At 36.6% G+C, this 23,992-nt stretch carries 19 protein-coding genes and 1 pseudogene; 6 read left to right on the forward strand and 14 right to left on the reverse strand.

The genetic code is table 11. The annotated features are described in order from the left end of the window. The first annotated feature begins 47 nt into the window (after window positions 1-47). From JR050_RS04055 to JR050_RS20670, 4 genes and pseudogenes are all read left to right on the forward strand, one after another. Window positions 48-3,137 carry an efflux RND transporter permease subunit gene (locus JR050_RS04055; RefSeq protein ID WP_204202228.1) on the forward strand — a complete coding sequence of 1,030 codons (3,090 nt, stop codon included), beginning with the start codon at window positions 48-50 and terminating at the stop codon, window positions 3,135-3,137. A gap of 282 nt (window positions 3,138-3,419) precedes the next feature. After that, entirely contained in the window at window positions 3,420-4,946 is a 1,527-nt protein-coding gene (locus JR050_RS04060; protein ID WP_204202229.1) for an FAD-dependent oxidoreductase, read from the forward strand. A gap of 135 nt (window positions 4,947-5,081) precedes the next feature. Continuing rightward, a pseudogene (locus JR050_RS20230) lies at window positions 5,082-5,600 on the forward strand (peptidoglycan recognition protein family protein); the annotation flags it as partial. A gap of 120 nt (window positions 5,601-5,720) precedes the next feature. After that, window positions 5,721-6,158: a peptidoglycan-binding domain-containing protein gene (locus JR050_RS20670; protein ID WP_346726709.1), complete on the forward strand. Its 438-nt coding sequence runs from the start codon at window positions 5,721-5,723 to the stop codon at window positions 6,156-6,158. 45 nt (window positions 6,159-6,203) lie between these two features. On the opposite strand, the gene JR050_RS04070 is transcribed toward JR050_RS20670, so the two are convergent. The 14 genes from JR050_RS04070 to JR050_RS04135 all read right to left on the reverse strand — a co-directional run bounded on the left by JR050_RS04070 (window position 6,204) and on the right by JR050_RS04135 (window position 22,363). After that, window positions 6,204-6,992: a polymer-forming cytoskeletal protein gene (locus JR050_RS04070; RefSeq protein WP_204202231.1), complete on the reverse strand. Its 789-nt coding sequence runs from the start codon at window positions 6,990-6,992 to the stop codon at window positions 6,204-6,206. A 12-nt stretch (window positions 6,993-7,004) separates the two neighbouring features. After that, complete coding sequence (locus JR050_RS04075; protein WP_204202232.1) at window positions 7,005-7,628, reverse strand: DUF4004 family protein; 624 nt, start codon at window positions 7,626-7,628, stop codon at window positions 7,005-7,007. 135 nt (window positions 7,629-7,763) lie between these two features. Then, the gene (locus tag JR050_RS04080) at window positions 7,764-9,881 is read right to left on the reverse strand and encodes a M6 family metallopeptidase (protein ID WP_204202233.1); all 2,118 of its coding nucleotides are present in this window, start codon (window positions 9,879-9,881) and stop codon (window positions 7,764-7,766) included. Between the two features lie 214 nt (window positions 9,882-10,095). Further along, window positions 10,096-12,627, reverse strand: a complete 2,532-nt coding sequence (locus JR050_RS04085) for a bifunctional diguanylate cyclase/phosphodiesterase (RefSeq protein ID WP_204202234.1) — start codon at window positions 12,625-12,627, stop codon at window positions 10,096-10,098. 222 nt (window positions 12,628-12,849) lie between these two features. Next, window positions 12,850-13,677, reverse strand: coding sequence for a tryptophan 2,3-dioxygenase (gene kynA, locus JR050_RS04090; protein WP_204202235.1), 828 nt, complete (start codon window positions 13,675-13,677; stop codon window positions 12,850-12,852). Window positions 13,678-13,816: 139 nt separating this feature from the next. After that, on the reverse strand, window positions 13,817-14,488 hold the full coding sequence (locus tag JR050_RS04095; RefSeq protein ID WP_204202236.1) for a GNAT family N-acetyltransferase: 672 nt from the start codon (window positions 14,486-14,488) through the stop codon (window positions 13,817-13,819). 15 nt (window positions 14,489-14,503) lie between these two features. Continuing rightward, on the reverse strand, window positions 14,504-15,379 hold the full coding sequence (locus tag JR050_RS04100; RefSeq protein WP_204202237.1) for a carbon-nitrogen hydrolase family protein: 876 nt from the start codon (window positions 15,377-15,379) through the stop codon (window positions 14,504-14,506). 126 nt (window positions 15,380-15,505) lie between these two features. Beyond that, on the reverse strand, window positions 15,506-16,456 hold the full coding sequence (locus JR050_RS04105; protein WP_346726707.1) for an acetamidase/formamidase family protein: 951 nt from the start codon (window positions 16,454-16,456) through the stop codon (window positions 15,506-15,508). 6 nt (window positions 16,457-16,462) lie between these two features. Beyond that, on the reverse strand, window positions 16,463-16,906 hold the full coding sequence (locus tag JR050_RS04110) for a threonine/serine exporter family protein (RefSeq protein ID WP_204202239.1): 444 nt from the start codon (window positions 16,904-16,906) through the stop codon (window positions 16,463-16,465). A gap of 12 nt (window positions 16,907-16,918) precedes the next feature. Beyond that, window positions 16,919-17,674 carry a threonine/serine exporter family protein gene (locus tag JR050_RS04115; RefSeq protein WP_204202240.1) on the reverse strand — a complete coding sequence of 252 codons (756 nt, stop codon included), beginning with the start codon at window positions 17,672-17,674 and terminating at the stop codon, window positions 16,919-16,921. Window positions 17,675-17,699: 25 nt separating this feature from the next. Beyond that, the gene (locus JR050_RS04120) at window positions 17,700-18,425 is read right to left on the reverse strand and encodes a hypothetical protein (RefSeq protein WP_204202241.1); all 726 of its coding nucleotides are present in this window, start codon (window positions 18,423-18,425) and stop codon (window positions 17,700-17,702) included. Between the two features lie 528 nt (window positions 18,426-18,953). Further along, window positions 18,954-20,666 (reverse strand): ABC transporter ATP-binding protein, encoded by a 1,713-nt coding sequence (locus JR050_RS04125; protein WP_204202242.1) that lies wholly within the window; start codon window positions 20,664-20,666, stop codon window positions 18,954-18,956. A 107-nt stretch (window positions 20,667-20,773) separates the two neighbouring features. Continuing rightward, complete coding sequence (locus tag JR050_RS04130) at window positions 20,774-21,823, reverse strand: ABC transporter substrate-binding protein (RefSeq protein WP_204202329.1); 1,050 nt, start codon at window positions 21,821-21,823, stop codon at window positions 20,774-20,776. Window positions 21,824-21,886: 63 nt separating this feature from the next. Further along, window positions 21,887-22,363, reverse strand: a complete 477-nt coding sequence (locus JR050_RS04135; RefSeq protein WP_204202243.1) for an ABC transporter substrate-binding protein — start codon at window positions 22,361-22,363, stop codon at window positions 21,887-21,889. Window positions 22,364-22,526: 163 nt separating this feature from the next. Between JR050_RS04135 and JR050_RS04140 the strand changes: the two genes are divergently transcribed. Beyond that, window positions 22,527-22,898: a VOC family protein gene (locus JR050_RS04140; protein WP_204202244.1), complete on the forward strand. Its 372-nt coding sequence runs from the start codon at window positions 22,527-22,529 to the stop codon at window positions 22,896-22,898. Between the two features lie 137 nt (window positions 22,899-23,035). Further along, window positions 23,036-23,809, forward strand: coding sequence for a tyrosine-protein phosphatase (locus JR050_RS04145; RefSeq protein WP_204202245.1), 774 nt, complete (start codon window positions 23,036-23,038; stop codon window positions 23,807-23,809). The last annotated feature ends 183 nt before the right edge of the window (window positions 23,810-23,992 follow it).

Here is a 23,992-nt window from a genome sequence, read left to right on the forward strand (position 1 = left end):
TAGTATATGTAATTAGAATTAATAAGTCAATTAGGGTAGGTGTAAACGTGAAAGGAATCGTTAATTTCGTCATAGGCAACAAGCTTGCAGTATGGTTACTTACAATCATCATTACAGTTTCTGGTATTTATTCCGGAACACAAATGAAAACTGAAACAATTCCCAATATCTCCATTCCATACTTAATGGTTATGGATGTTTACCCAGGAGCCACTCCTGAGAAGATAATGGAAGAAGTCTCTATGCCGATCGAAAAGGCATTAGAAGGACTAGAAGGTGTGAAAGCTGTTTACTCAAATTCATATTCAAACATGGCAAGTCTTCAAGTGGAATATGAATATGGTGAAGATATGGACGAGGCCAATCGTGCCTTGCGTTCTGCTCTAGATTCTGTGAAATTACCAGAAGGGGCACAGGAGCCAATCGTTACTGCTATTAGCATGAACATGATGCCTGTAGTCGCTCTTAGTGTGAGTAGTGATGAAGAGGACATCATTGAAATAACATCTACAGTTGAAGAAGTAATACTACCTAAGCTTGAAAAGTTGGAAGGAGTGGCTTCTGCAACAATTACTGGTCAACATATTGAAGAAATCGAGCTAACGTATGACCAAGGTAAACTGAAGGAGTTCGGTTTAACAGAAGATACAGTGAAACAAATGATTCAAGCAAGCAATCTTGCTGTTTCATTAGGATTACAAGAGTTTGAAGAAGGTGAACAAGCAGTTGCGATTGATGGTAAATTCATGACAACTGAGGAACTAAATGAAATGTTAATTCCCGTAACACCATCTCAGACAAATCCCTCACCATTCGTAAAACTTAGCGATGTAGCCAAGGTTGAATTAGTAGGAAAAGTTCAATCTGTTTCACGTACAAACGGTAAGGATGCGATCGCTATTCAAATCGTGAAAGAACAACAAGCAAATACAGTTGATGTTGTAAATCAAGTAAAAGACTTAGCAGAAGAACAAAAAGAGAAAATTGACGGAATCGTCATCGACATTTCGTTAGACCAGGGTGAACCAATTGAAAAGGCTGTTTCTACAATGGTTGAAAAAGCATTATTCGGTGGATTAATTGCCGTATTAATTATTCTTCTTTTCTTACGTAATATAAAATCAACGATTATTTCAATCATATCCATTCCTGTTTCAATCTTTATGGCGTTATTATTATTAAACTGGTTGGATATTACCTTAAACTTAATGACACTTGGAGCTATTACGGTTGCAATTGGACGTGTAATTGATGACTCCATCGTTGTTGTTGAAAACATATATCGCCGTCTTCATTTAAAAGAGGAAAAACTTACAGGTCGTGCTTTAATTCGTGAAGCGACAATTGAGATGTTCATTCCTATCCTATCTTCTACATTAGTTACAGTCGCAGTATTCGCACCACTGATCTTTGTAGGAGGAATGGTTGGAGAACTATTCACACCATTTGCATTAACGATGACATTTGCTCTTGGAGCTTCATTACTTGTCGCGATTACGGTTGTTCCTGCCTTATCTCACACCTTATTCAAAAAGAAGTTGTATAGTGAGAAAACAGAAAGCAACCATAAAGAAGTTGGTAAATTAGCGTTATGGTATAAAGGGATCCTTCGTTGGACGCTAAACCATAAAATTATTACGTCTATTGTTTCAATTGTGTTATTAGTAGGAAGTTTAGCCCTTACTCCATTAATCGGATTTAGCTTTATGGGTAGTGAAGAAGAAAAAGTTATGTATTTAACATATACTCCAGGCACAGGCGAATTAATGGATGAAACATTACAAAATATCGAAAAAGTAGAAGAAGAGTTATTAAAGCGTGATGACATTGATATTCTTCAACTATCTGTAACAGAAAGTGGAGACCCAATGGCAGCGATGATGGGTGGCGCGGGAGATGGTGCATTAATGTACTTGATCTTTGACCCAGACATGGAGGATTTCCCTAAGGCTCGTGAAGAGGTTGAAGACTATGTATTCAATCTTGGACAATCTGGGGAATGGAAGAGCCAAAACTTCGCTCCGACATCGATGGCTTCAAATGAAGTTAGCTATACATTTTACAGTGAAGACTTAGATAAGCTAAATGAATCTGTGAATATGGTTGAAAAAGTCATGAGTAAGAACAAGAAATTAGAGGATGTTTCTTCAAGTACAGAAGATGCGTATGTTGAATACACATTTAATGTTGACCAAGCAGAATTGTTAAAGTATGGTTTAACAACTGGTCAAATGGTGATGATGTTAAGCCCTAACTCTACTCAAGATGTATTAACAACCATTGAAAAAGACGGTGAAACGTTAGATGTCATCGTACAACAAGAACAAACTACTCAAGCAAAATCAGTTGATGATATATTAGATAAGCAAATTCCAACAGCTATGGGTACTACTGTTGCCCTTTCTGAAATTGTAAAAGTAGAAGAAGGAACTACATTAAACACATTAGCACGTAGTAAAGGTGAATATTACGCAACAGTGTCCGGAACCATTATTGGCAAAGACTTATCAAAGGTAACAAAGGACATCGATGAGGAAGTAAATGACTTAGATTTACCAAAAGGAGTCACAATCGGTATCGCTGGAGTTACTGCAGATATGAATGAAACCTTTACACAACTTGGCTTAGCGATGCTAGCTGCCATTGCAATCGTATACTTTATCCTTGTTGTTACATTTAGAGAAGGGGTTGCACCATTTGCAATTTTATTCTCTTTACCATTCGCAGTAATTGGATCTTTCGTTGGACTGTTAATTGCAGATGAAACGATTAGTGTATCCGTTATGATGGGATTACTAATGTTAATAGGAATTGTTGTAACAAACGCTATTGTTCTTGTTGATCGTATCATTCATATGGAACGCGCGGGACTGACAATGCGTGAAGCAATCCTTGAAGCAGGAGCAACTCGTCTGCGCCCAATCTTAATGACAGCCATTGCTACAATTGGGGCATTAATTCCATTAGTAGTTGGCGATTCTGGCGGCGGTGGAGGACTAATCTCCAAAGGTCTAGGTATTACGGTTATTGGAGGACTTGCTAGTTCAACATTATTAACACTAATTGTTGTGCCAATTGTATACGAAGTGTTATCTAAGATTTTCAAGAAAAACAGAAAAGATGTTATAGAAAATTAATGATTTAGACTAAGCTAATCTGTGACTAGCTTAGTCTTTTTTATCGCTCTTTTCGTTATCATTGTTGCTAGTTACCTATTTAATTACATTTAAATCCTCATGATAATTGATTCATTCTATGCTAGGACGAAAAGATGACCCGAAACCTTACTCTTAAGTGTTTCTAGACCTTTTTCGAAAAACAAATTTATGAAAAATAGCATTTTTTATTTTCCTTCATAAGAATAGATTAGACTTTTAAGTGGAAAATTAAGTAAAGGTCTAATCTGTAGGAGGAGTAAAATGAATTGGGAATCTAAACTTCCACAATTTCCAGAGCCTTTTTGGCGTGATACAACCAAATTACCTAGTTTCCAAAGTCTAAGAGAAGATACGACAGCTGATGTTGTCATAGTTGGTGGTGGAATAACTGGCCTAACAACTGCTTATCGTTTATCAAAAGAGGGAGTAAAAGTCGTCCTTCTTGAAGCAGGTAAACTACTGAATGGTACAACCGGTCATACTACAGCTAAAATTACTGCACAACACGGCTTAATTTATGATGAGTTTATCCAACACTTTGGCGTGGAAAAGGCGAAGCAATACTATAATGCCAATTCAGAAGCCTTAAACTTTATCAATAAAACGACGAAAGAATTACATATTGATTGTGATTTGATTCAAGATGATGCTTATATTTATACAAATGATGATTCATATATAAGTAAGATTGAAAAAGAGGCTGAGGCTTACAGAAAATTAGGGATATCTGGTGAAATGGTATCGTCTATGCCACTTGAGGTAGAGATGAAACGTGCACTTGTAATGAAGGATCAGGCACAATTTCATCCATTAAAATACTTTAAAACTCTAATACAAAGCATGATTGACAAAGGAACGAGGATTTTTGAACATACCACTGTTGATGATATTGAAAAAGGAACAAATCCAACTGTTGTAACAAAAAGCGGACATCGAGTTACTTGTAACTACGTTGTGGTAGGTTCACATTTCCCTTTTTATGATGGCAAAGGCTTTTACTTTACAAGAATGTATTCTGAGCGTTCTTATTTGTTAGCTGCTCGTACGAAAAAGAAGTATCCTGGTGCCATGTATATAACAGCAGAAGAACCGACAAGGTCGCTTCGTTATACTCCATATGAAGGTGAGAACTTAGTCATTATTGGTGGAGAAAACCATAAAACAGGACACGGTACTAATACGATGAAGCATTATGAAGAGTTAGCCACTTACGGAGATTCACTTTTTGAAATTGAAGGAATTGTAAACAGATGGTCAGCACAGGATTTGACTACACTCGATAAACTTCCTTACATTGGAACTATAACAGAAAATACGCCAAATATTTTTGTTGCTACTGGTTACAGAAAATGGGGAATGACAAACGGTACATCGGCTGGATTAATATTGAGTGATCTGATTGTAAATGGCAATAGTCCATATGAAGAGTTGTTCAGTCCGTCTCGCTTCTACACAGATCCATCACTGAAGCAGCTCATTAAACAGAATTCAGATGTTGCTGGTCATTTTATAGCTGGTAAGCTCGATATGACTCATCAAAAAATTGAGGAACTCCAAAATAATGAAGGTGCTGTAGTCAAAGTTAACGGACAACGCGCTGGCTGTTATAAAGATATTAATGGTAAATTGCATATTGTTGATACGACTTGTACCCATATGGGGTGTGAAGTAGAGTGGAATGATGGTGAACGTACGTGGGACTGTCCATGTCACGGATCAAGATTCTCATTTGACGGTAACGTTATTGAAGGACCAGCAAAAAAACCACTAAAAAGAATTGATATTTAACTTGGTTAAACCTTGGCTAAGCCAGGGTTTTTCTAATGGTTTTATCGTACTTTTAGCTTATCTTACAGTTTGATGAACGCATTTCTACCACTTTTTGCATATAGTAGCTATGAATACGTTAAAAAGGAGGTTACTATGGCATATTCAATTACAAGGGATTATATACGAAAAGGTAATTCACGTCCCGGAACAAAAAATGGTGATGTTAAATTCATTGTTAGTCACGATACCGGAAACCCTGGGTCAACTGCATATGCAAACCGCAATTACTTTAACAATTCACAGCCCTCTGCATCTGCACATACTTTTATAGATGACAAATATATTTTAGAGATTATTCCACTTGATGAAGTAGCATATCATGTTCGAAACAATGTCACAACAGATAATCGAATGTTTGGTGCAAATGCAAATAATGCTGCTATTGGTGTTGAGCTTTGCTTCGGTGGGAGCATAAACTTTACTGAAGCTTATACACGATACGTATGGTACCATGCATATTTACTTGATTTATTTGGATTAAATCCAGATAAGCATATTGTGGCCCATAGCACATTAGATCCATCTAGAAGGCGTGATCCACAAAATGCCCTTCAACAAAACGGAATTTCATGGGAAAAATTCAGAAGCGATGTGAAAGCAACCTATCAATCAAGTTTCAAAGGTGGTCAAGATTCAGGTAGTACACCTGCACCTGCACCAACTCCAGTTCCACCTCAAGTGAAAGGCGTCTCTGTTGACCTACCTTTAAAAGAGGGAGATAGAGGTCAGTTTGTGAGAGAGGTACAACAAGATCTTATTCAAGCTGGATTCCCTTTACCAAGATTCGGTGCAGATGGGGCATTTGGAAATGAAACAGAAGTAGCTGTTATGCGCTTCCAACGGAAGTACGGGCTAAGAGTCGATGGACTAGTTGGTACGAATACACTAAATAAATTAAACCAAGTTCTTAGCGAGCCACGTCCAGCTACAGAATTCCCACTTCCAACAAGGGTCTTGCGCAACGGTGACCGTGGTGAAGAAGTAAAACAGGTTCAACGTGCATTAAAACAAATTAATTTTGATCCTGGAGCAATTGACGGAATCTATGGCTCTAATACAGAAAATGCTGTCCGTCGCTTTCAATCCATGTATGCAGCATTAGCAGACGACGGGGTATATGGTCCTAATACGAGAAGATATATACAGCTAGAACTCGAAGAACAGGATTAACCATAAAAGTGGAAGGTTCTTTTATCCTTCCACTTTTATGGGTTGTTATAGTTTTATAGATTCTTTTACTTTAGCTTCTGGATGTACCTCTAGCGTATCCGTGTATTCCACTCTTTCAATTTCGCATTTATTTCCGATTATAATATTCTTCCCTCTTACTAACTTCGCCTTTGTTACTTCTAATTGAATATCATCACCTTCAATGACTTCTGCCTCAAGGAACTCACTATTACTTTTAAAGAAGTTGATAATCTGTCTTAAAAATTTATTCGCGGTATGCTGTTTTACAACGATTTTCTCTCCGCCTATTTCCTTCGCTGAACTGCGATAGCCTACATTTAATTCGATTGAATCTGCACTTAACAGTTCCTTTACTTGAATGGAGCCATGTGAACAAACCTTTTCTACTTCACAACTTTCTTGTACTTTTAACATTCCATTTACTTCAACAGTTCCTCCCGTAATCCTACCGCCAACCTTGCTAGAACCGTTTACTTCAAATTCTTTTATTTGAAGGTCCTTCTTGAAACTACTAGATCCATTCACCTCGAGTGCTCCGATAGTAGCCTTTCCTTCAATTGTACACGTACCGTTAATCTCCATCTTTTCTGCCTTACTAATTTGCTGAATCGTGCACGTTCCATTAATTTCAACCTCTTCTGTTGTCAAAGATCCTTCAACTCGAGCTGAACCATCAATTCTAAATTCTTTGCACTCAATATCTCCAGTTATCTTTCCGCTACCGCTGATTCTCACCTCATCATACTTACCACCACTAGCAGTTCCCGAACCACTTATTTTGATATTTTGCTTTACCGTTGTATCTATACTCATAATGATTTCCCCCTATTCTTTTGCTTCAGATAGTTTGATTTTCACTTCATTCATCTTTTCTACTAAATTCACTTTTACTAGGACTGATGCATTATCTTCTACTAACACAAAATCTTTGGAAGATACTACAAGCCATATCGTTTCACTATTCTTCCGAATAGCGACTAGTTCTAAATCTTCAGCTTTATGATCAGCTTTTTTAATGAATGTTAATTGCTGAAGAAGTGTTTCAAGGGAAAACGTATATTCCTTTGCTAACCAATCACACATATATAGATAAAAAACATCCATAAATACAAGCTCTTTACCTAATGACTGCTTACTTGCATTTAACACCTTTTCACTAATAATGTGATATGACGATAAATCATCAATCATAACTTCCACATCAGTAGCATTCGGAGAAAAGAACTTTGCCAACTCCTCAAGCGAATAATCATCTTTCAACTCTACAATCTTATTAATTCGTTCTAGAACTTTATCCCTTGGAAAATACGTTTCTTGCCCCGTAAAGCTAGACTTCTTAATAAACCAGTTTTCAGGAATAATATTCATCCTTTTCCATCGATATAACTGACCATAAGAAATTCCCGTTCGTTCAAGTAGTTCCTTTTTTGAAATGAATGTTTCTTCCATGTTGCACCTCTCCCATAAAACAAAACATTGTTACGCTTGTTGTTATCAATATAACAAAACATTGTTTTATTGTCTACTGTGTTTGGGGATAATGAAAAAAAAGTAGTGCTGAATAGTTTCAGCACTACTTTAAAATTATTTTTTCTTACCTTTACTTGTTTTTGTAACTACTTCATATGTGAAGTCTACCGGATTTAAATCATCCTCTGGCGCCGCATAAGAAGTAATCATATAGTTCTTCCCATCCTTGAATAACTGTCGAAGTTGCAGAGCATTTTCTTCTGACACATTGAATGGATCAACTGTTACAACTTTGTATTTTGTATTCTTTCCATCTTTACCTACTTGTTTCTCATTGATGAAAGTAACTGTGTAATTTACATATTCACCTTTTAATTCATTTAATGATTGGAATGCATCTGTTGAGCTGCCATCATTTGAATATCCAATTTCAGGGATCTCAATGTTATCAATGAACCAACCACTGTCATTATAGCCCCAGTCCGTTAAATAACGGAATGAAATAAGAACATTTTGTCCAGCGTATTCAGTTAAGTCGAATGATTCGTTTGTCCACTCATCAGAATGTCCAGTGAACCCTGGTACATTTTCTTTAATTTTCGGATAACCTTCATCTACTACATCAGAACGAGTATTCTCGTTAGCTAGACTCTTCCAAGTTTCTCCACCATCTGTAGAGACTTGAACTACACCAAAATCCCATTGTTCTTCAATATCAATAAAGTTATCAAATTTAAGAGTTGCATCTTCTACACCTGTTAAGTCTGCTCCAAAGATTAACGCATTGTCTGCTTCATCACCAGTATTCCCCCATAATACTTGATTATCGGAACCCATTGGGTCTACTACTGATTGCCAAGGACTTGCCAGGAAATCTACACCATCAAATTTGATACGGTCAATCTTGTCTGTGAAGTCTAACTGTTTGAAGTCGCCTCCCCATGCAGGCACTCCTTCTTTTTCGAATGTCAATGCACCTTCAAAATCTACAGTCTTACCACGCTTTGTTCCATTAGTATCAACAACTAAATCACGAAGATCAATACTATCAAAATTGTAAACCCCGTTACCATTATCAAGAGTTAGTGCTGTAATAAAGTTTTGATATAGCTCTGTGAAATCCATGTCATATCCATGAGCTTTTAATGTTTCATTAATACTAGAAATTGAGTTAGTTTCATTTAATGCAAGATCGCGAATAAATTCACGTCCAAACTTATCATTCATATAAAGAGTGAATAAATATACTTGTCCATAATCTGCAATTGTTTCTGGTCCAGTAGTGGCTGTTCTGTGCTCATCCCAGTTTACTAGTGAGTTTTCTGGGTGATCTAAGTAGAAGTTAATTGAACGGTCGTCATGACCATATCCACCAAGATATTCAGAGAATGTAGACATCCCCTCATTTAAGAAAGTAGATTCATCTCCATCATTATCTGCATGAATTAAATGTTGTAGTTCATGGATTGTTGTTCCAAAGAACGTAGACTCTAAGCGAGTTTCCCAACTATTTGTATCAATTGTAATGATATTACGATCCATATAGTTTTCTAGTGTTTGCCAGAAGAAACCTGCTACAAAGAAAGGGTATGTTGGGTCATTGTAGTTATCATCTTGGATATTATCAACTAGCATAATTACCTTATCGCTACCTTCATAATAACCTTCAGGTAATCCAACCATTCCCGGTAAAGGTGAATGAGATCCATCATGTACATCCGGAGTTCCAAAGAACTCAGTAGCTTTTGGATAAATATTAGCATCAAATTCATTTTTAAGCTTGTCTACTTGTTCTTGAGTAACCACGTGTGCTGGCCTTGGATCGCCTTCTTTAAAACCTAGATCATTTGCTACCCAAATTTCTACATTTTCACCTACACTGCGAAGAGTAAAGTCTTTAAACTTAAGACCACGATTTAAAAACTTCTTGGTTCCTCCATTGTATGTAAAAGTACTTGTAGCAGAATCCTCATCTCCGCTTGAAGCTTCATTAAAATTAATATTCTTAGCTTGTTCTGATATAGACGCTTCTGCCTGCTTTAAGAAATCTTCATTTTGTGAAAGATTATTGAGATACCCATCAATATCCACACGATCTCCATATCGTTCAATATCCCAGTTTGCAGTTGTTGTTGCAGCTTCTACTTTACTACTTGGAGCAACTGTAGGAGCTAAAAGTGATAGTGCCAAAGCACTTGATGATAAAACTGCTAAAACCTTTTTGTTAATCATAGCTTGTCCCCTTCCATTTTTCAGACTATTTAAAATTTACCATAATATACAGAATATTATAAATAGGGAGAAAGCAACAGAATTACGTCTTTATTCCTTCATTTCCAACAATAAACGACATGAAGAGGTGGGTATTTATTCCTAATAACTAGATAATCTATTGATTGGATAAAAATAAAAAACTGCCGATTAGACTTCGGCAGTTTAGATATTTTTACTCAATTCTATTAATATACTGTTTTTCAAATAGATTAGCCGGTATAGGCTTACTAAAATAAAACCCTTGCATGTTCTCACAGTTGTGATCTAGCAAATATTGCTTTTGGTGTTCTTTTTCGACTCCTTCTGCAATGACCTCTAGTTGCAAGCTCTTAACTAAATTAATAATAGCGGAAGCAATCTCACTGTTTTGGTATTCTTCCGTAATATCCTGGATAAAAGACTGGTCAATTTTCAATGTGTTAATTGGTAGTGATGTTAAATAGCTCATAGAGGAATATCCAGTTCCGAAGTCATCAATGGCTATCTTCATACCGGCAGACTGTAATGAAATAAGTGCCTGTATTGTTTCGTTCGTGTTGTACATTAACACACTTTCCGTGATTTCAATTTCAAACAACTTAGGTGATAATCCACAATTATGCAGTATACTGGTTACCTTTTCAACAATATTAGGCGTGTCTTGGAATTGTCTTGCAGAGAAGTTAACAGATAATGCTAACTTCGCTTCTCTGTTCTTATTCCAAGTTGCTACTTGTTTACAGGATTTCTCCATGATTTGTTCCCATAAAGGTTGAATGAGCCCTGTATCTTCTGCAATCGGAATAAATAAAGCTGGCGATACAAACCCAAGCTCTGCATCCTTCCATCTAACTAATGCTTCAACACCTTTTAACTCATTCGTTTTCGCATTTATTTTTGGTTGATAATATACTTCTAACATATTATCTTCAATCGCTTTACGAAGTTTACTTTCGATTTGAGCACGTTCTTTATTTTGGTCATTCATTTTTTCATTGTAACGAACTGCTTTGTTTCCACCTAGATTCTTCGCTTCATACATAGCCATATCAGCGTACATAATTAATGTTTCCACGTCTTGAGAGTGCTCAGGATACATACTGATTCCACAGCTAGCACTTACATATAATTCGTGATCACCCATCTTGTATGGTTGCTTAACAGTTTCCACAATCGCCTCAGCAATCTTCATCGTGTCGCGTTCGTTGTGGTTTTCTAGAAGGATAATGAACTCATCTCCTCCTTGTCTTGCAACAATACTCTTTTCAGTTTGTACACAGGCAAGAACCCGCTTAGAGATTTCAACGATTAATTCGTCTCCAATATTATGTCCTAGTGTGTCATTGACATGTTTAAAGCGATCTACATCTAGGAAAATAATTGAAATTGGTTGATTTAACTCCTTAGCTGTTTGCTCGAGAACCATCACTTTTTCTTTTATAAATCTTCTATTCGGTAAAGATGTTAATGGATCATGGTAAGCTTGAAATTCTATGATTTTCTTGCTTTTTACTAAATCATCTGTATATATTTTCAAGCTTTCAGATAAAGCATTTACATTCTCTGCAAGTACACCAAATTCATCAGTACGTTGCATTTTTAATCTCTTTCCAAAATTCCCCTTTGCAATTTCATTTACTTGTGCCACAACATAGGAGATTGGCTTTGTAATTGTACGTGAGTATATTGAACTTGCTATAAAGACAATGACCATGGATAACAATAATAACCCTATATGGTCCATTAAATCATGTGTAAGTTGTTGTTGAACTAATCCATAATCATACGCAATTCCTATTACGTAGGATTGCTCATTATCTTTAACAGGTATGAATGTTTTTTGAACATCCTTACCTTGAAGAGGTTCAGTGTATTGTTCAGATTTACCTGTTTTAAGCGTTTTCTGAATATAGTCTCGATCCGTTGCAGTGTTTTCGTATTCATAAGACCCATACCATATTGGTTCATCAGAAATTTTAATAAACTTATTACCGTTTATCGTAACGGTTGCGTCAGCTTTACCAAACGTTTCAGGATTAAAAACGGTAATTTCTAATATACCATCTAATTTAGATGTAAATCGGTTCATCACCTTCACAGGTCCAAACTTCTCCTCATATTCGAGTACTTCTTTATCACGCATATAAGGGTTAATGATATAGTTTGTTGTTCCATCATAGTAGTAACCCCATTTATCCGTATGATCCGGATTACTCGATGCTATTTCAATCGGGCCCGACCAGTAATTTGGTAATGTTAAGCCTTCCTCAACCGTAACAGGCTCTAATGCAAATAATTGTTCAAAGGCTGTATACCAATATCCCCATTCTTTCGTTCCAATTCCTATTTCATGTGAATCTGTAGATTTTACTCCAACAATATCATCTTCTGCTTTGGCAAACAGTGTAATATGAGATACATTTAGTTCCTTTGCTATTTGTACGAGCTGCTCGTTCGTTATATCCTCATGTCTAGGTGGTAATGAATTTAATGCTGCTATTGAAGCAGTACGTAGTTCTCTCCCAATCATGTTCTCTACATATAAGGCACCTTTTTGAGCGTTCTCAATTTGAAAGGTCACTTCTTCGGTAACGAGATTTATTTCTCTCTCAATAGAATCTAACAGTTGATCCTTCGAATGCATATATTGTAGATAGTTATTTAGGATTAAAATAACCATAACTAATAAAGTAAAGGTTAAGGAGATTTTCTTTTTAATTGACATATAGGGTAGCCTCCTGTTATCACATAAAAAACGCACCACACTTCAAAGTATGATGCGTCAAATTTCGTCAAATTTATTATAGCACGATAACAGATGTATAGTTAGAGGCAATTAATGTTAGTTTTTATTAGACTCTTGCCATGAATAGGTCTTTTAAATTAATTAATAATGGTGAGATAAAGCGCTCGTAAACCTTCATTCAACAAGTTCAAAGAGCAGTCTTTAAAGTTGAGTTCGAATACTCCATAGCTCCGGGAAAAATCTATGGTCTAAAACTCGTTTTAAATATTCAACACCAGAAGAACCACCCGTTCCCCTTTTATTCCCGATAATGCGCTCAACCGTTAGCATGTGATTGTAACGCCACTTTTGATGTCTCGTCTCGATATCTACCAGCTTTTCAGCTAACTCGTATAAATCCCAATGTTTTTTTACGTCTGTATACACAGCTAACCAGGCTTTTTCAACACTTTCATTATATTGATATTCTTTTGACCAATCTCTTTGTAGACATTCAGCATCAATAGAAAACCCTCGCATTGATAATGCTTTAATCGCAGTATCGTAAATACTTGGGCTTGTTAAGTAGTTTGTTAATAGCTCGTATTTTTCCTTTTCATGTTTATAAACGGATAATACTTCTTCTCGCTTTGAACCTAATAGAAACTCGATCATTCTATTTTGATGTGATTGGAAACCTGAAGACTTCCCTAGTTGATCTCTAAACTCCATATATTCAGAAGGAGTTAATGTTGATAATACATCCCACGATTGAATAAGCTGTTCTTGAATTCTTGAAACTCTAGCTAGCATTTTGAATGCAGGCTCCAAATCATTCTTTTCAATGCACTTCTTTGCTTCAACCATTTCATGAAGAATCAGCTTCATCCATAGCTCACTCGTTTGATGAATGACAATAAACATCATTTCATCATGATGATTAGATAATCTTTCCTGGCTATCAAGAATCGAATCTAATTTTAAATAATCCCCATAACTCATATCTTTTGAAAAATTCGTATGTAATCCTTCATCCCTTTTTTGGCTCATTATCAATTTTCCCCCTTTGACCATTATTCCGAACATACACCTTCTCCATTATAATGTATAGAAAGAGGGAGTAGAATCTAAATTTTCGAACAATTTACATAGTAAAAAGGAGATGCACAATCTGCATCTCCCTCATTTTTTATAGCGGCAGTAACGTTACTCGCTCTTTTTGTTTCAAATGGTTAATCATATCTAACCACTCTTGTGGCTTATTCGATAAAACCGTATAATACGTTGTTAAAAAGTCAACAATTAAAGATGCATCAACAGTCTGTTGCTCTCCGTTTAAAGGCATGTATCCCAAATCTAAGCCGGAAACCGCTTCTCCATTGTTTTCCCAAGAAGGGTGAACATACGCAAATTCAAGACGCTTATAACCTAAGTGTGATAACACCTCTCTGCGAACGAAAGGATTCATTAAATCGTTTCCTTCAAATTTTGAGCCATCTACTTTATAAGGATCATAAATTTCGGCGAACATACCTGCAAGCTCTTTTCCATTTTCATTTGCAAGCTTTTTTAAATCATCCATACGGTTAGAGGCGAGGAAGTGACCAATACCAAGTCCCGGCTTACCAATAATCGTAAAATCCGTCATCGCAATATTCCAGTCAGAATAATATCGATACTCAGTAGCACCGACTACTTCTCCCTCATGAACTGCAACAAATACCCGGATACCTGGATCTTCTAATGGTTCTTTCCAAAGCGAATATTCCAGTACCTCTTCTTGCGGAAAAATAGTAGACATTAAATCATGCAGCTTTTTAAATAAAGGATCATCTATATTTGTAATACGAATATATTCCATATGGTATCCTCCCATTTATCCTTTAACTTTTACGTCATTCCAGTCAGTATAAAGGTCTGTTCGGCGGTCTCTCCATGTTGTGACAGAACCCTTTTCTCTTACATCATATAATAGGTTTAAATCTAGGTCAGCTGTTACGATCATATCGTTGTTTAGTTCACCTTCTGCAAGTAAACCTTTCGGCGGGAAAGGAATATCATTCGGTGTAATAATCGCCGCTTGCCCAAAGTTTGCACGCATAAAATCAACTGTTGGAAGTGAACCTACCGTTCCTGTTAACACAACATACACTTGATTTTCTATCGCACGCGCATGGCTTGTATAGCGAACACGGTGGAAACCGTGTCGGTCATCTGTACATGAAGGACAGAAAATGACATCAGCACCTTTTGCCTTAGCAATTCGAACAATCTCTGGAAATTCAATATCATAACAAGTAAGAATCGCAATTCTCCCTTTTTCTGTATCAAACAGTTGAAATGCATCACCTGCTGCCATATTCCATCCGGTTACTTCTGTTGGTGTAATATGAAGTTTTGCTTGTTCACCAATTTCCCCATTTGGATAGAAAAGATGTGCAACATTATATAATTTATCACCTTTCGATAATACATGAGTGCCACCAATAATATGCATCTTATATTCAACGGCTAATCTTGAAAACAACGTACGATATTGCTCAGTAAAACCAGGCAATTCGTTAATTGTCAGCGTTGTCCCTTGATTACTACCAATGGATAATAACTGGGTGGTAAAGAACTCTGGGAATAGAACGAACTCTGATTCATATTCAGAAGCCGTCCTTACATAATGCTCACATTGGTGTGCAAACTCTTCAAAGGATTGGATTGTGTGTAAATGATATTGAACTGCAGATACTCGAATTTTCATTTCTACTCCCTCTCTATATAGCTACTCAAAGGCAGCCTTTATATTTGTAAATCATAAAGAGATTATTATACAGATTTCATAAAACTACAAGTAAAAAACATCACTGTCCTAGAATTCCCAAATTTACTATCTTATTGCTCCATGTGGCAGCAGAGCATGAACACCTTTTACCTGGTTGACCACTTGTGTTATTCGCAAGTCGACGACAACACTTGCAAGAGCCGTTGCTTCTGTTTTTGACACTTTATATTGCTCTTGTATAAGTTCAATCATTCCTTGAAGTGCAAGCGCTGTTGCTTCATTTAAATCTTCATGAAAACCAAAGGTTAACCAACCAGAGGGAGTATTGGCTCTTGGACTTTTAATTAGAACGTCTTCTCTGACCTTTAAAGTAAAGGTGACCGCATTCATTGGACATTCAATTGCCTGTCCCGATACTTCTCCATCACCTTGTATGGCGTGTCCATCACCAATGGAGAAAAGAGCCCCATCAACCTCAATTGGTAGATACAACGTACTACCGCTTACTAACTCTTTACAATCGATATTTCCACCAACACGTCTTGGAGGTATTGTCGAATGAATACCCGGCTCACTTGGAGCCACTCCTAACAAACCCATAAATGGCTTTAATACGACTGAAATTGGCTGTTCACCAACATTAGTTGTACCGATCATTCTTTCAGCATCCAAATGCCAATCAAGTCTCACTTCATCCATCTTCGAAATGCCTAGCACTTCATTCTGCCAGTTCGTCTTTCCACCTGCACAATTCCAGCCATACCAACCAGTTTCAATATCATGTAATGTAATTTCTAATGTCATTCCTTGCCTTGCTTCTTCAACTTTAATAGGTCCAATCATTGGATGTCCCCATGCTGTTTCTTTCTCTCTAGAATGAAACTGTACTCTTTCCATTCCTTTTTCTTCCGCAAAACCAAATGCAATGTCTGGTGTTGTTACGACGATTGTGTCTCCTGATTGTACTGTCAAAATCGGATCATAACTACTACTGAAAGAAGCATGTAAATTTTGATTTTCTAACTTTAATGTATGTAGGTGACTCAAAAAAGGCACATCCTTTTATGGCGTATTTGTTTGTTTTACTGCTCGCTTTCGTGACAACTGATTAATGACTTCTGAAAAGACTATTCCAATTGCAATGGCTCCTGAAATCATGAAGGCTTTTGCAGCAAGTTGCATTGCTAGTTCGTAATCATTCACGACGAAATTTCTCATGGCGTCATAAGCTAAGCCACCTGGAACGAGTGGAATTATACCCGCGACACTGAAAATAATAATCGGTGTTCGATAGCGTTTCGCAAAAAATTGACTGATAAGGGCAATGAATAACGAAGATACAAACGTTGCCATCACGACATCAACCTTTAACAATGTTAATAATGTGTAAGTAAACCACCCTACCATCCCTACAAATCCACATTTGATAAGGGAGTTTTTCGGCGCATTAAATAAGATGGCAAAGGCGGCGGATGCAATAAAACTAGTAATGACTTGTACGATCACTCAAATTCCTCCTTAAAATAAGGATAATACCGTTGCGATACCAGACCCAATAGCAAAGGCTGTCAGAAATGCTTCTGCCCCTTTAGAAATTCCAGAAACGAGATGACCCGCCATTAAATCCCTAATTGCATTCGTAATTAACAAGCCCGGTACTAACGGCATAACTGAACCGATAATAATTTTATCTAACTCTTTTCCAACATCTAATGTGACAAATAATAATGAAACTAGCCCAATAACAAGAGAGGCAGAAAACTCTGCGAAAAACTTAACTTTCAGTAGATGATTAAAATATAATAAACAAGTAAAACCAGCTCCTCCTGCAATACAAGCAGGAACAAAATCTGTCCAATCTCCTTTGAACATTAGCATAAAGCAACCACTTGAGATTGCTGCTGCAATAATTTGGATCCAGACTGGATACGCATGAGGCTCTCGTTCAACTTCTTTTAACTTTTGAATCGCTTCGTTTGGTGATAAAACCCCGCTACTTATCGTTCGTGATATTCCGTTCACCTGCGTAACCTTTTGTAAATCAGTAGAGCGTTCCAAAATTCGAACGAGCTTTGTTGGCTCGACACCATCTATTGAAAATAATATACCTGTAGGTGTTACATAACTATGTGCCTGATTAATGCCATAGGAAGCAGCTATACGTATCATGGTATCTTCCACTCTGTATGTTTCAGCCCCACTTTGTAACATGATCTTTCCAGCTAATAAACAAGTCTCTATAACCTCATATGGCTCGTATACTTTTTCTCTCATTCGCCTCTCCTTTCCTTGCTTCATTCTAATTAAAGAAGCGTTGTATTTGTACCTTTAACTGTTCCTTCTCATTTTCGAATTGCTTATGCCGATGTCCGTTCGCGCCTGAAGGATGTGGAAAACCTACTAAGCATTGTTCTTCGGATAGTATTCCGTCCTTTATATATACATTTAACACTGTCTCTACCGCTTTTCCTAATGGAATAATAAGTGGATTGGATAACGATAAAATATCTGTCTGAATTGTTTTATCTATTTCTTCCATAAAATGAAGAATGGGTGGTTGATGCCCTGTATAGTTGCGTCCATTATGGAATATTGGATATTTCAAAAGTGAAACTGTATGTAAAGCTTCATCCGTAAGTTGAAATAGATTTTCAGCGTGCTCTATATTCAAATATTGATGTAATCCTAACTCCTCCAGCATTTGAATGAGGTTCCTCCTCATTGCTCCAGCAAATCTACACTCTCTTTTTACCAACCTTAAAATTTCATATGTTGGCATATCGTTTTCTAAATACATCCTGCACAGTCTAATTGCTTTTTCCATTTGAAACCAACCTGGTGTAATTCCTATTATGACAACCTTAGCATGCACATTTATATATTCATTGTGAGGAGAAAAGTACATTTTTAAGTCGTTTTCTTCTTTTATTAAAAAGTTAGAAGTTATCAAATTCTGCTTTTCATATTTTGGTTTGAGTGGAAGTAGTCTAATTGCAGGCTCAAATTTAGTAAACATTTTTGTCATGATTATCTCTAAATTCCTTTTTTCACTTAGATTACATATATTATGTAGATATTATCCTATCATTTTCAACACCTTTTTAGAACAAGGCTGATTTCGCATTGATTATTATTTTTTGAAGGCTCTTTTCTTAAAGATTGTTGCTATTTGGATAGCTCTGTTAAAACATTGAGTTGATTGGAGCGGAAGTCTCTCGACTCCTGCGGGAGATAGAGGGAATCGTGAGACCCCGCAGGCGAGCCGAGGAGGCTCACGTCCCTCCCCGCGGAAAGCGTGTGCCTGAAGTGGAAATCAACGGACCTAAAATAAATTCTTTTTTTGTAAAAATAGCAACAAAGTATGCGAAAACAGCCTTTTTGAAAGAGTCATGAGTCACGTCTTTGGTTAGGCATCTTTTCGTCAAAGCAATAAATATAACAAATAATTGAAGATATAAATGTAGTTAGATTAGGTAAATAGCAAAAATGCCTACGTATAGAGTCTGGAACAAACAAAGCCATAACCTTTATTGTAGGTTATGGCTCTTTCATTCTATTGATATTGAACACGATGAAGGTTTGCAAAAACTCCACCTAACTCAATTAGTTCTTCATGCTTTCCTTCTTCGGCAATACCTTCTTCCGTCACAACGACAATTTTATCTGCATTACGAATGGTTGCTAGACGGTGTGCAATGATTAACGTTGTACGGTCCTTTGCCAGCTCTGTTAAAGCCTTTTGAATAATCAACTCAGTTTCTGTATCTAATGCGGACGTTGCTTCGTCTAAAATTAAAATTGGCGGGTTCTTTAGAAACATTCTAGCAATCGCTATTCTCTGTTTTTGACCGCCTGAAAGCTTGAGACCTCTTTCACCAATTTGTGTCTCATAACCGAATGGTAAGGAAGCAATGAAATCCTCTAAATGGGCTCTTCTTGCCGCTTCAGCAATCTCTTCATCTGTTGCATGTAACATGCCATATGCAATGTTTTCTTTTAGGGTACCTGTAAACAGAAATACATCCTGTTGTACAATTCCAATCTGAGACCGCAACGACCGTTTGGTCATATCCCGAATATCAATTCCGTCAATTGAAATCGAACCTTCGTTTACATCATAAAAACGTGGAATTAAACTACAAATCGTTGTCTTACCGGCACCAGATGGGCCAACAAACGCAACGGTCTCTCCGGCTGATATAGATAAATCAATATTGTCTAACACTATTTTATGTTCATCATAACGAAAGCTTACATTTTCAAATGTTATATTCCCGCGTAATGAAACAATATCGACAGCATCTTTTTTATCTTGCACATCAGGCTCAGTATCCATTAACTCTGTAAACCTCTTAAATCCTGCCATTCCCTTCGGATAAAGTTCCATAATGGCACTAATTTTATCTATTGGCTTTAGCAGAACATTTACATATAAAATAAAACCAACTAAGGCTCCATGTGATAATTCACCTGAAAAACTTAACCATGCTCCATATACCAATACAGACAATATAATCATTCTCGTCATCATATAAATACCAGATGAACTGAAAGACATAATCTTATACGCATTTAGCTTTGCCCGGCGGAATCTTTGGTTGTTTTTAGAAAATCTAGCTATCTCATATTTTTCATTTGTAAAAGATTGAACAACACGGACACCAGATACACTATCCTCTACTCGTGAGTTTACATCGGCAATATCGCTATACATTCTCTTCCATGCTTTATTCATTTTTATATTTGAGTAGATGATTAGTAAAATTAAAAACGGAACAACAATAATCGCAACAAATGCCAGCTTTACATTAATCGTTAACATAATCCAAAATGCACCGATGAACGTCATTACTGCAATAAACAAATCCTCTGGTCCATGATGAGCAAGCTCACCTAAATCAAACAAGTCATTCGTAATTCGGCTCATAATATGGCCTGTTTTTGTATTATCAAAGAAACTGAACGATTGCTTCTGAACGTGTTGAAACAATTCCTGCCTCATATCTGTTTCGATATTAATACCCAGTTTATGCCCCCAGTAATTCACAACAAATTGCAAAAATGTACTCACTAAATATAGGGCTAACAAACCAACACTCACCCATACAATGGCAGGCCAATCTTGAGATGGCAGTAAATGATCAATAAACCACGAAACAGCAAGCGGAAAAGCTAACTCTAACAATGCAACAAATACAGCACTGCTGAAATCTAACATAAATAGTTTTTTGTGCGGAATATAGTATGTAAAAAATCTTCGTATCATCTTTTTTCTGCTCACACCTTTACTTGCAATAATAGGAAAATTATAGTGGTTTATACCTTATTAATCAATCATTATGTAGAAAACCTCCTCATAAATTGAGAAGGCTCTCATCTCCTAGACCAATGCGAATCGTTTACACTTGTTTCAGCAAATTCCAGACTTGTGCGGTAAGGTTTAAAGTTAACGTGTTTATTCACTGCATATAAATTGCGAGGACTACATAGAAAAAGTCCCAACGCTTCTTTGTAAACATAGCGATCAATGTCTTTCGAAGCCTCTACTTGTTTTTCGTAATCAATCGTATTGGTCATCTTATTAAACAGTGTCTCAAATTCATCATTCACCGGACTCATTCTATACATCCCACTTCTTCCGAAAAACTCACGATGAAAGAATGCTGGTGTCACTTCTAGGAACAAAGCAGAAGCATCTGTTAAAAGAATGTCCCATGCAGGCACTAATTTCTTTTCAGCAATCACACGTTTCCACTTCAACTCATCATTTGGTAGAATAACGGTTATATGTACATTGATTCCAAGTGTGACACGTAGGTTATCTGATATTATATTTGCTACATTTTCATATTTTTTCGTTGTAGCAACTGTTAATGTTCTACCTTTTGGATAGTTTGCAGATAGTAATAATTGCCTCGCTCTTTCCGGTTCATACTGTCTAGGCGTTAATTCTCTTGGAAAGTCAAAAGCCCAAGGTGGAGTTAGGGCAGGTACTTCATCTGCATAACCGCCAAATCCATTTTGAATAATCGATGCACGATCCACCGCAAAATTAATCGCCTCTCGTATACGTCTATCATAAAAATGAATGTCTTGTTTAAAATAATTAAATACTCCTATTAGCATCTTATTCCCCTGGACGGTTACTAGTTTTGCATAAGGTGATTTCTGTACGCTGCTAGCCTCGACAGGAGTTAACTCCGTAACAATATCAACCTCTCCTTCTGTTGTCATACATTTCTCTAATGCCTCTTGCTTTGATAAATCATTTCTGAAAACTAACCTATCCAACCGTGGTCCTCGCTGCTTATCCCAATAATGTTGATTTGCTTCTAAAACTACTTGTTTTGTTCTTAATTCTCTAGTTGTGATCCATGTAGATGAAAATGGAGTTTCTTCTATGATAGCTTGAACGTTTTCAATACTTGATTAGCCCTTTGATAATACAAATGGTCCAGTGCCCCACTGGCCCGGTGCATCAAGTACTCACCAGTGTCCCTCAGCTGTTCCAAACTTCTCATAACCAAACCCTAGCTTTTGCCAAAATAGGTGGTTGGCAAAATGATAGGATCTTAACTTTCCTAATGCAAGCCCATCAATAGACGGGAAATGAATATGAACCTTATACAAATCTACGAATTCAACTTTTCGTCCTTTTACTAGATTGAGCCACGTCCCAGGGGGATGAGGAGCAATCCACGGTTCCTCTTGATTAAAATTCTGTTTGACATGATTAGCCGTAAATTCTTCACCATTTTGAAACGTTACCCCGTCCCTAAGCTGCAATTCGAGTGTCTTTTCATTTATCCATTTTAAGCGGCTTGCTAAAGAGGGAATAATTTTTCCTGTACGACTAGCTCTAACTGCTTCTTCCATCGTATTAAAAAGTACATAAAGCCAATTTAGTGGAGATGGATCCACCACGTAAATCATACCCTTACCACGCCTTGTTGTAGAAGTCATGTAAACACCTCTTTTTTTGCGAGTTTTTAATATATACTCCTACCTTTGTAGTGTTATCCCTCTTTGAATTTGTACTTTTTCATGGACTTCCTACTATATCCTATTCAATTTACTTTTTTTGTAATAAGATAAAGTTAATAGATTAATAAATGGGGGATTTTAGATGATAAAAGGTATTGGTCAGATTGCAGTTCCGATTAACGATTTAGAGATTTCGATTCATTTTTACAAGGACAAGCTTGGATTACCTCTTTTATTCAATACAAATAACATGGCATTCTTTGATGCACACGGTGTACGCTTGCTATTAAGTCTCCCAGAGAACGAACAAAACCAGCATTCAAGCTCAGTTGTTTATTTTAATGTAGAAGACATCGAGAAATCCTATAGAGAATTCAAGGAAAAGGGAATCGAGTTTATTGATCAGCCTCATCTAGTTGCAAAGATGGGGAACAGAGAAACGTGGATGACATTTTTTAAAGATCCATTTGATAACTTACATGGGTTAATGAGTGAATTTGAAACGGAAGAATAATAGGAAGACCAAATCTCATTTGTTCTATTCTCTGTCCTTCAAAAATACTTTGACAAAGATAGTACACTACCACACAGATAATTATTATAAAGAAAAATGCAAAGAATTAACGTTCCTTTTAGAATAGAGGTTTAAAAATGACGATTATATTACGTGAGATTAAGTTAGAAGGAAGCTTTAACTTTCGAGATTTAGGGGGGTACATAACAGAAAATGGTTCCCGTTTGAAACGAGGTATGCTCTATCGTTCAGGTAACTTAAGTAGATTGACAGAAAGTGATCTTCATATTGTGAGTCAACTTGGTATTAATAGAATTTGTGATTTACGCGGATTAGATGAAATAGAAAAATTTCCAGACCCGGTGCTTGATGGAGTAACTTGGCATCACACGCCCATTCTATCGGATGAACAGATGCTAGGACAGGTAGGAGAACACAGAGAATTTGCTGATTTACTTAGAAATACTAAACCAGGAGAACTGTTGATTAATTTGAATCAACATATGGTTGGGTTTAAGCAAGCCTTCCAAAAAGTTTTTGAAGTGTTATTGGCAGAACCAAAAAAGCCATTGCTTTTTCATTGTATGGCAGGAAAGGATCGAACAGGAGCTGTTGCTGCTCTTATTCTTTCTATACTCGGAGTTCCACGGGAAACCATATTGGAAGACTACTTATATACCAATGAAACACTAGAACAACTATCAGCCAACTTTCAGGAAATTGGTTATAATAACCTTCCGAATATCGAACAGGATGTACTAGATGCTTTGTTCGAGGCAAGGGCAGAGTATATTCACACCTTTTTAGATGAACTACTAGCAAAATATGAATCTATAGAACGATATGCAAAGGAATTCCTCGGTCTTTCTGATGAGGATATTAGAGTGTTGAAAGATAGTTTGTTAGAGTAATACCCTTTCTAAAAGGTACATTGTTATTAAGGCGAGAAGATATGCGAATTCCTCAGAATCATCCTAAAACAACAAATTTAAGAAGATTTATGATGAAGAATCGCCGGATATCGCGGAGACTTTCTATTAATCTCCCCTTCTATAAATAATGATCAGTTTCGGAGTTTGTACATATTAACTCAA

This window comes from Bacillus suaedaesalsae (assembly GCF_016890225.1).
GTDB lineage: Bacteria > Bacillota > Bacilli > Bacillales > SA4 > Bacillus_BS > Bacillus_BS suaedaesalsae.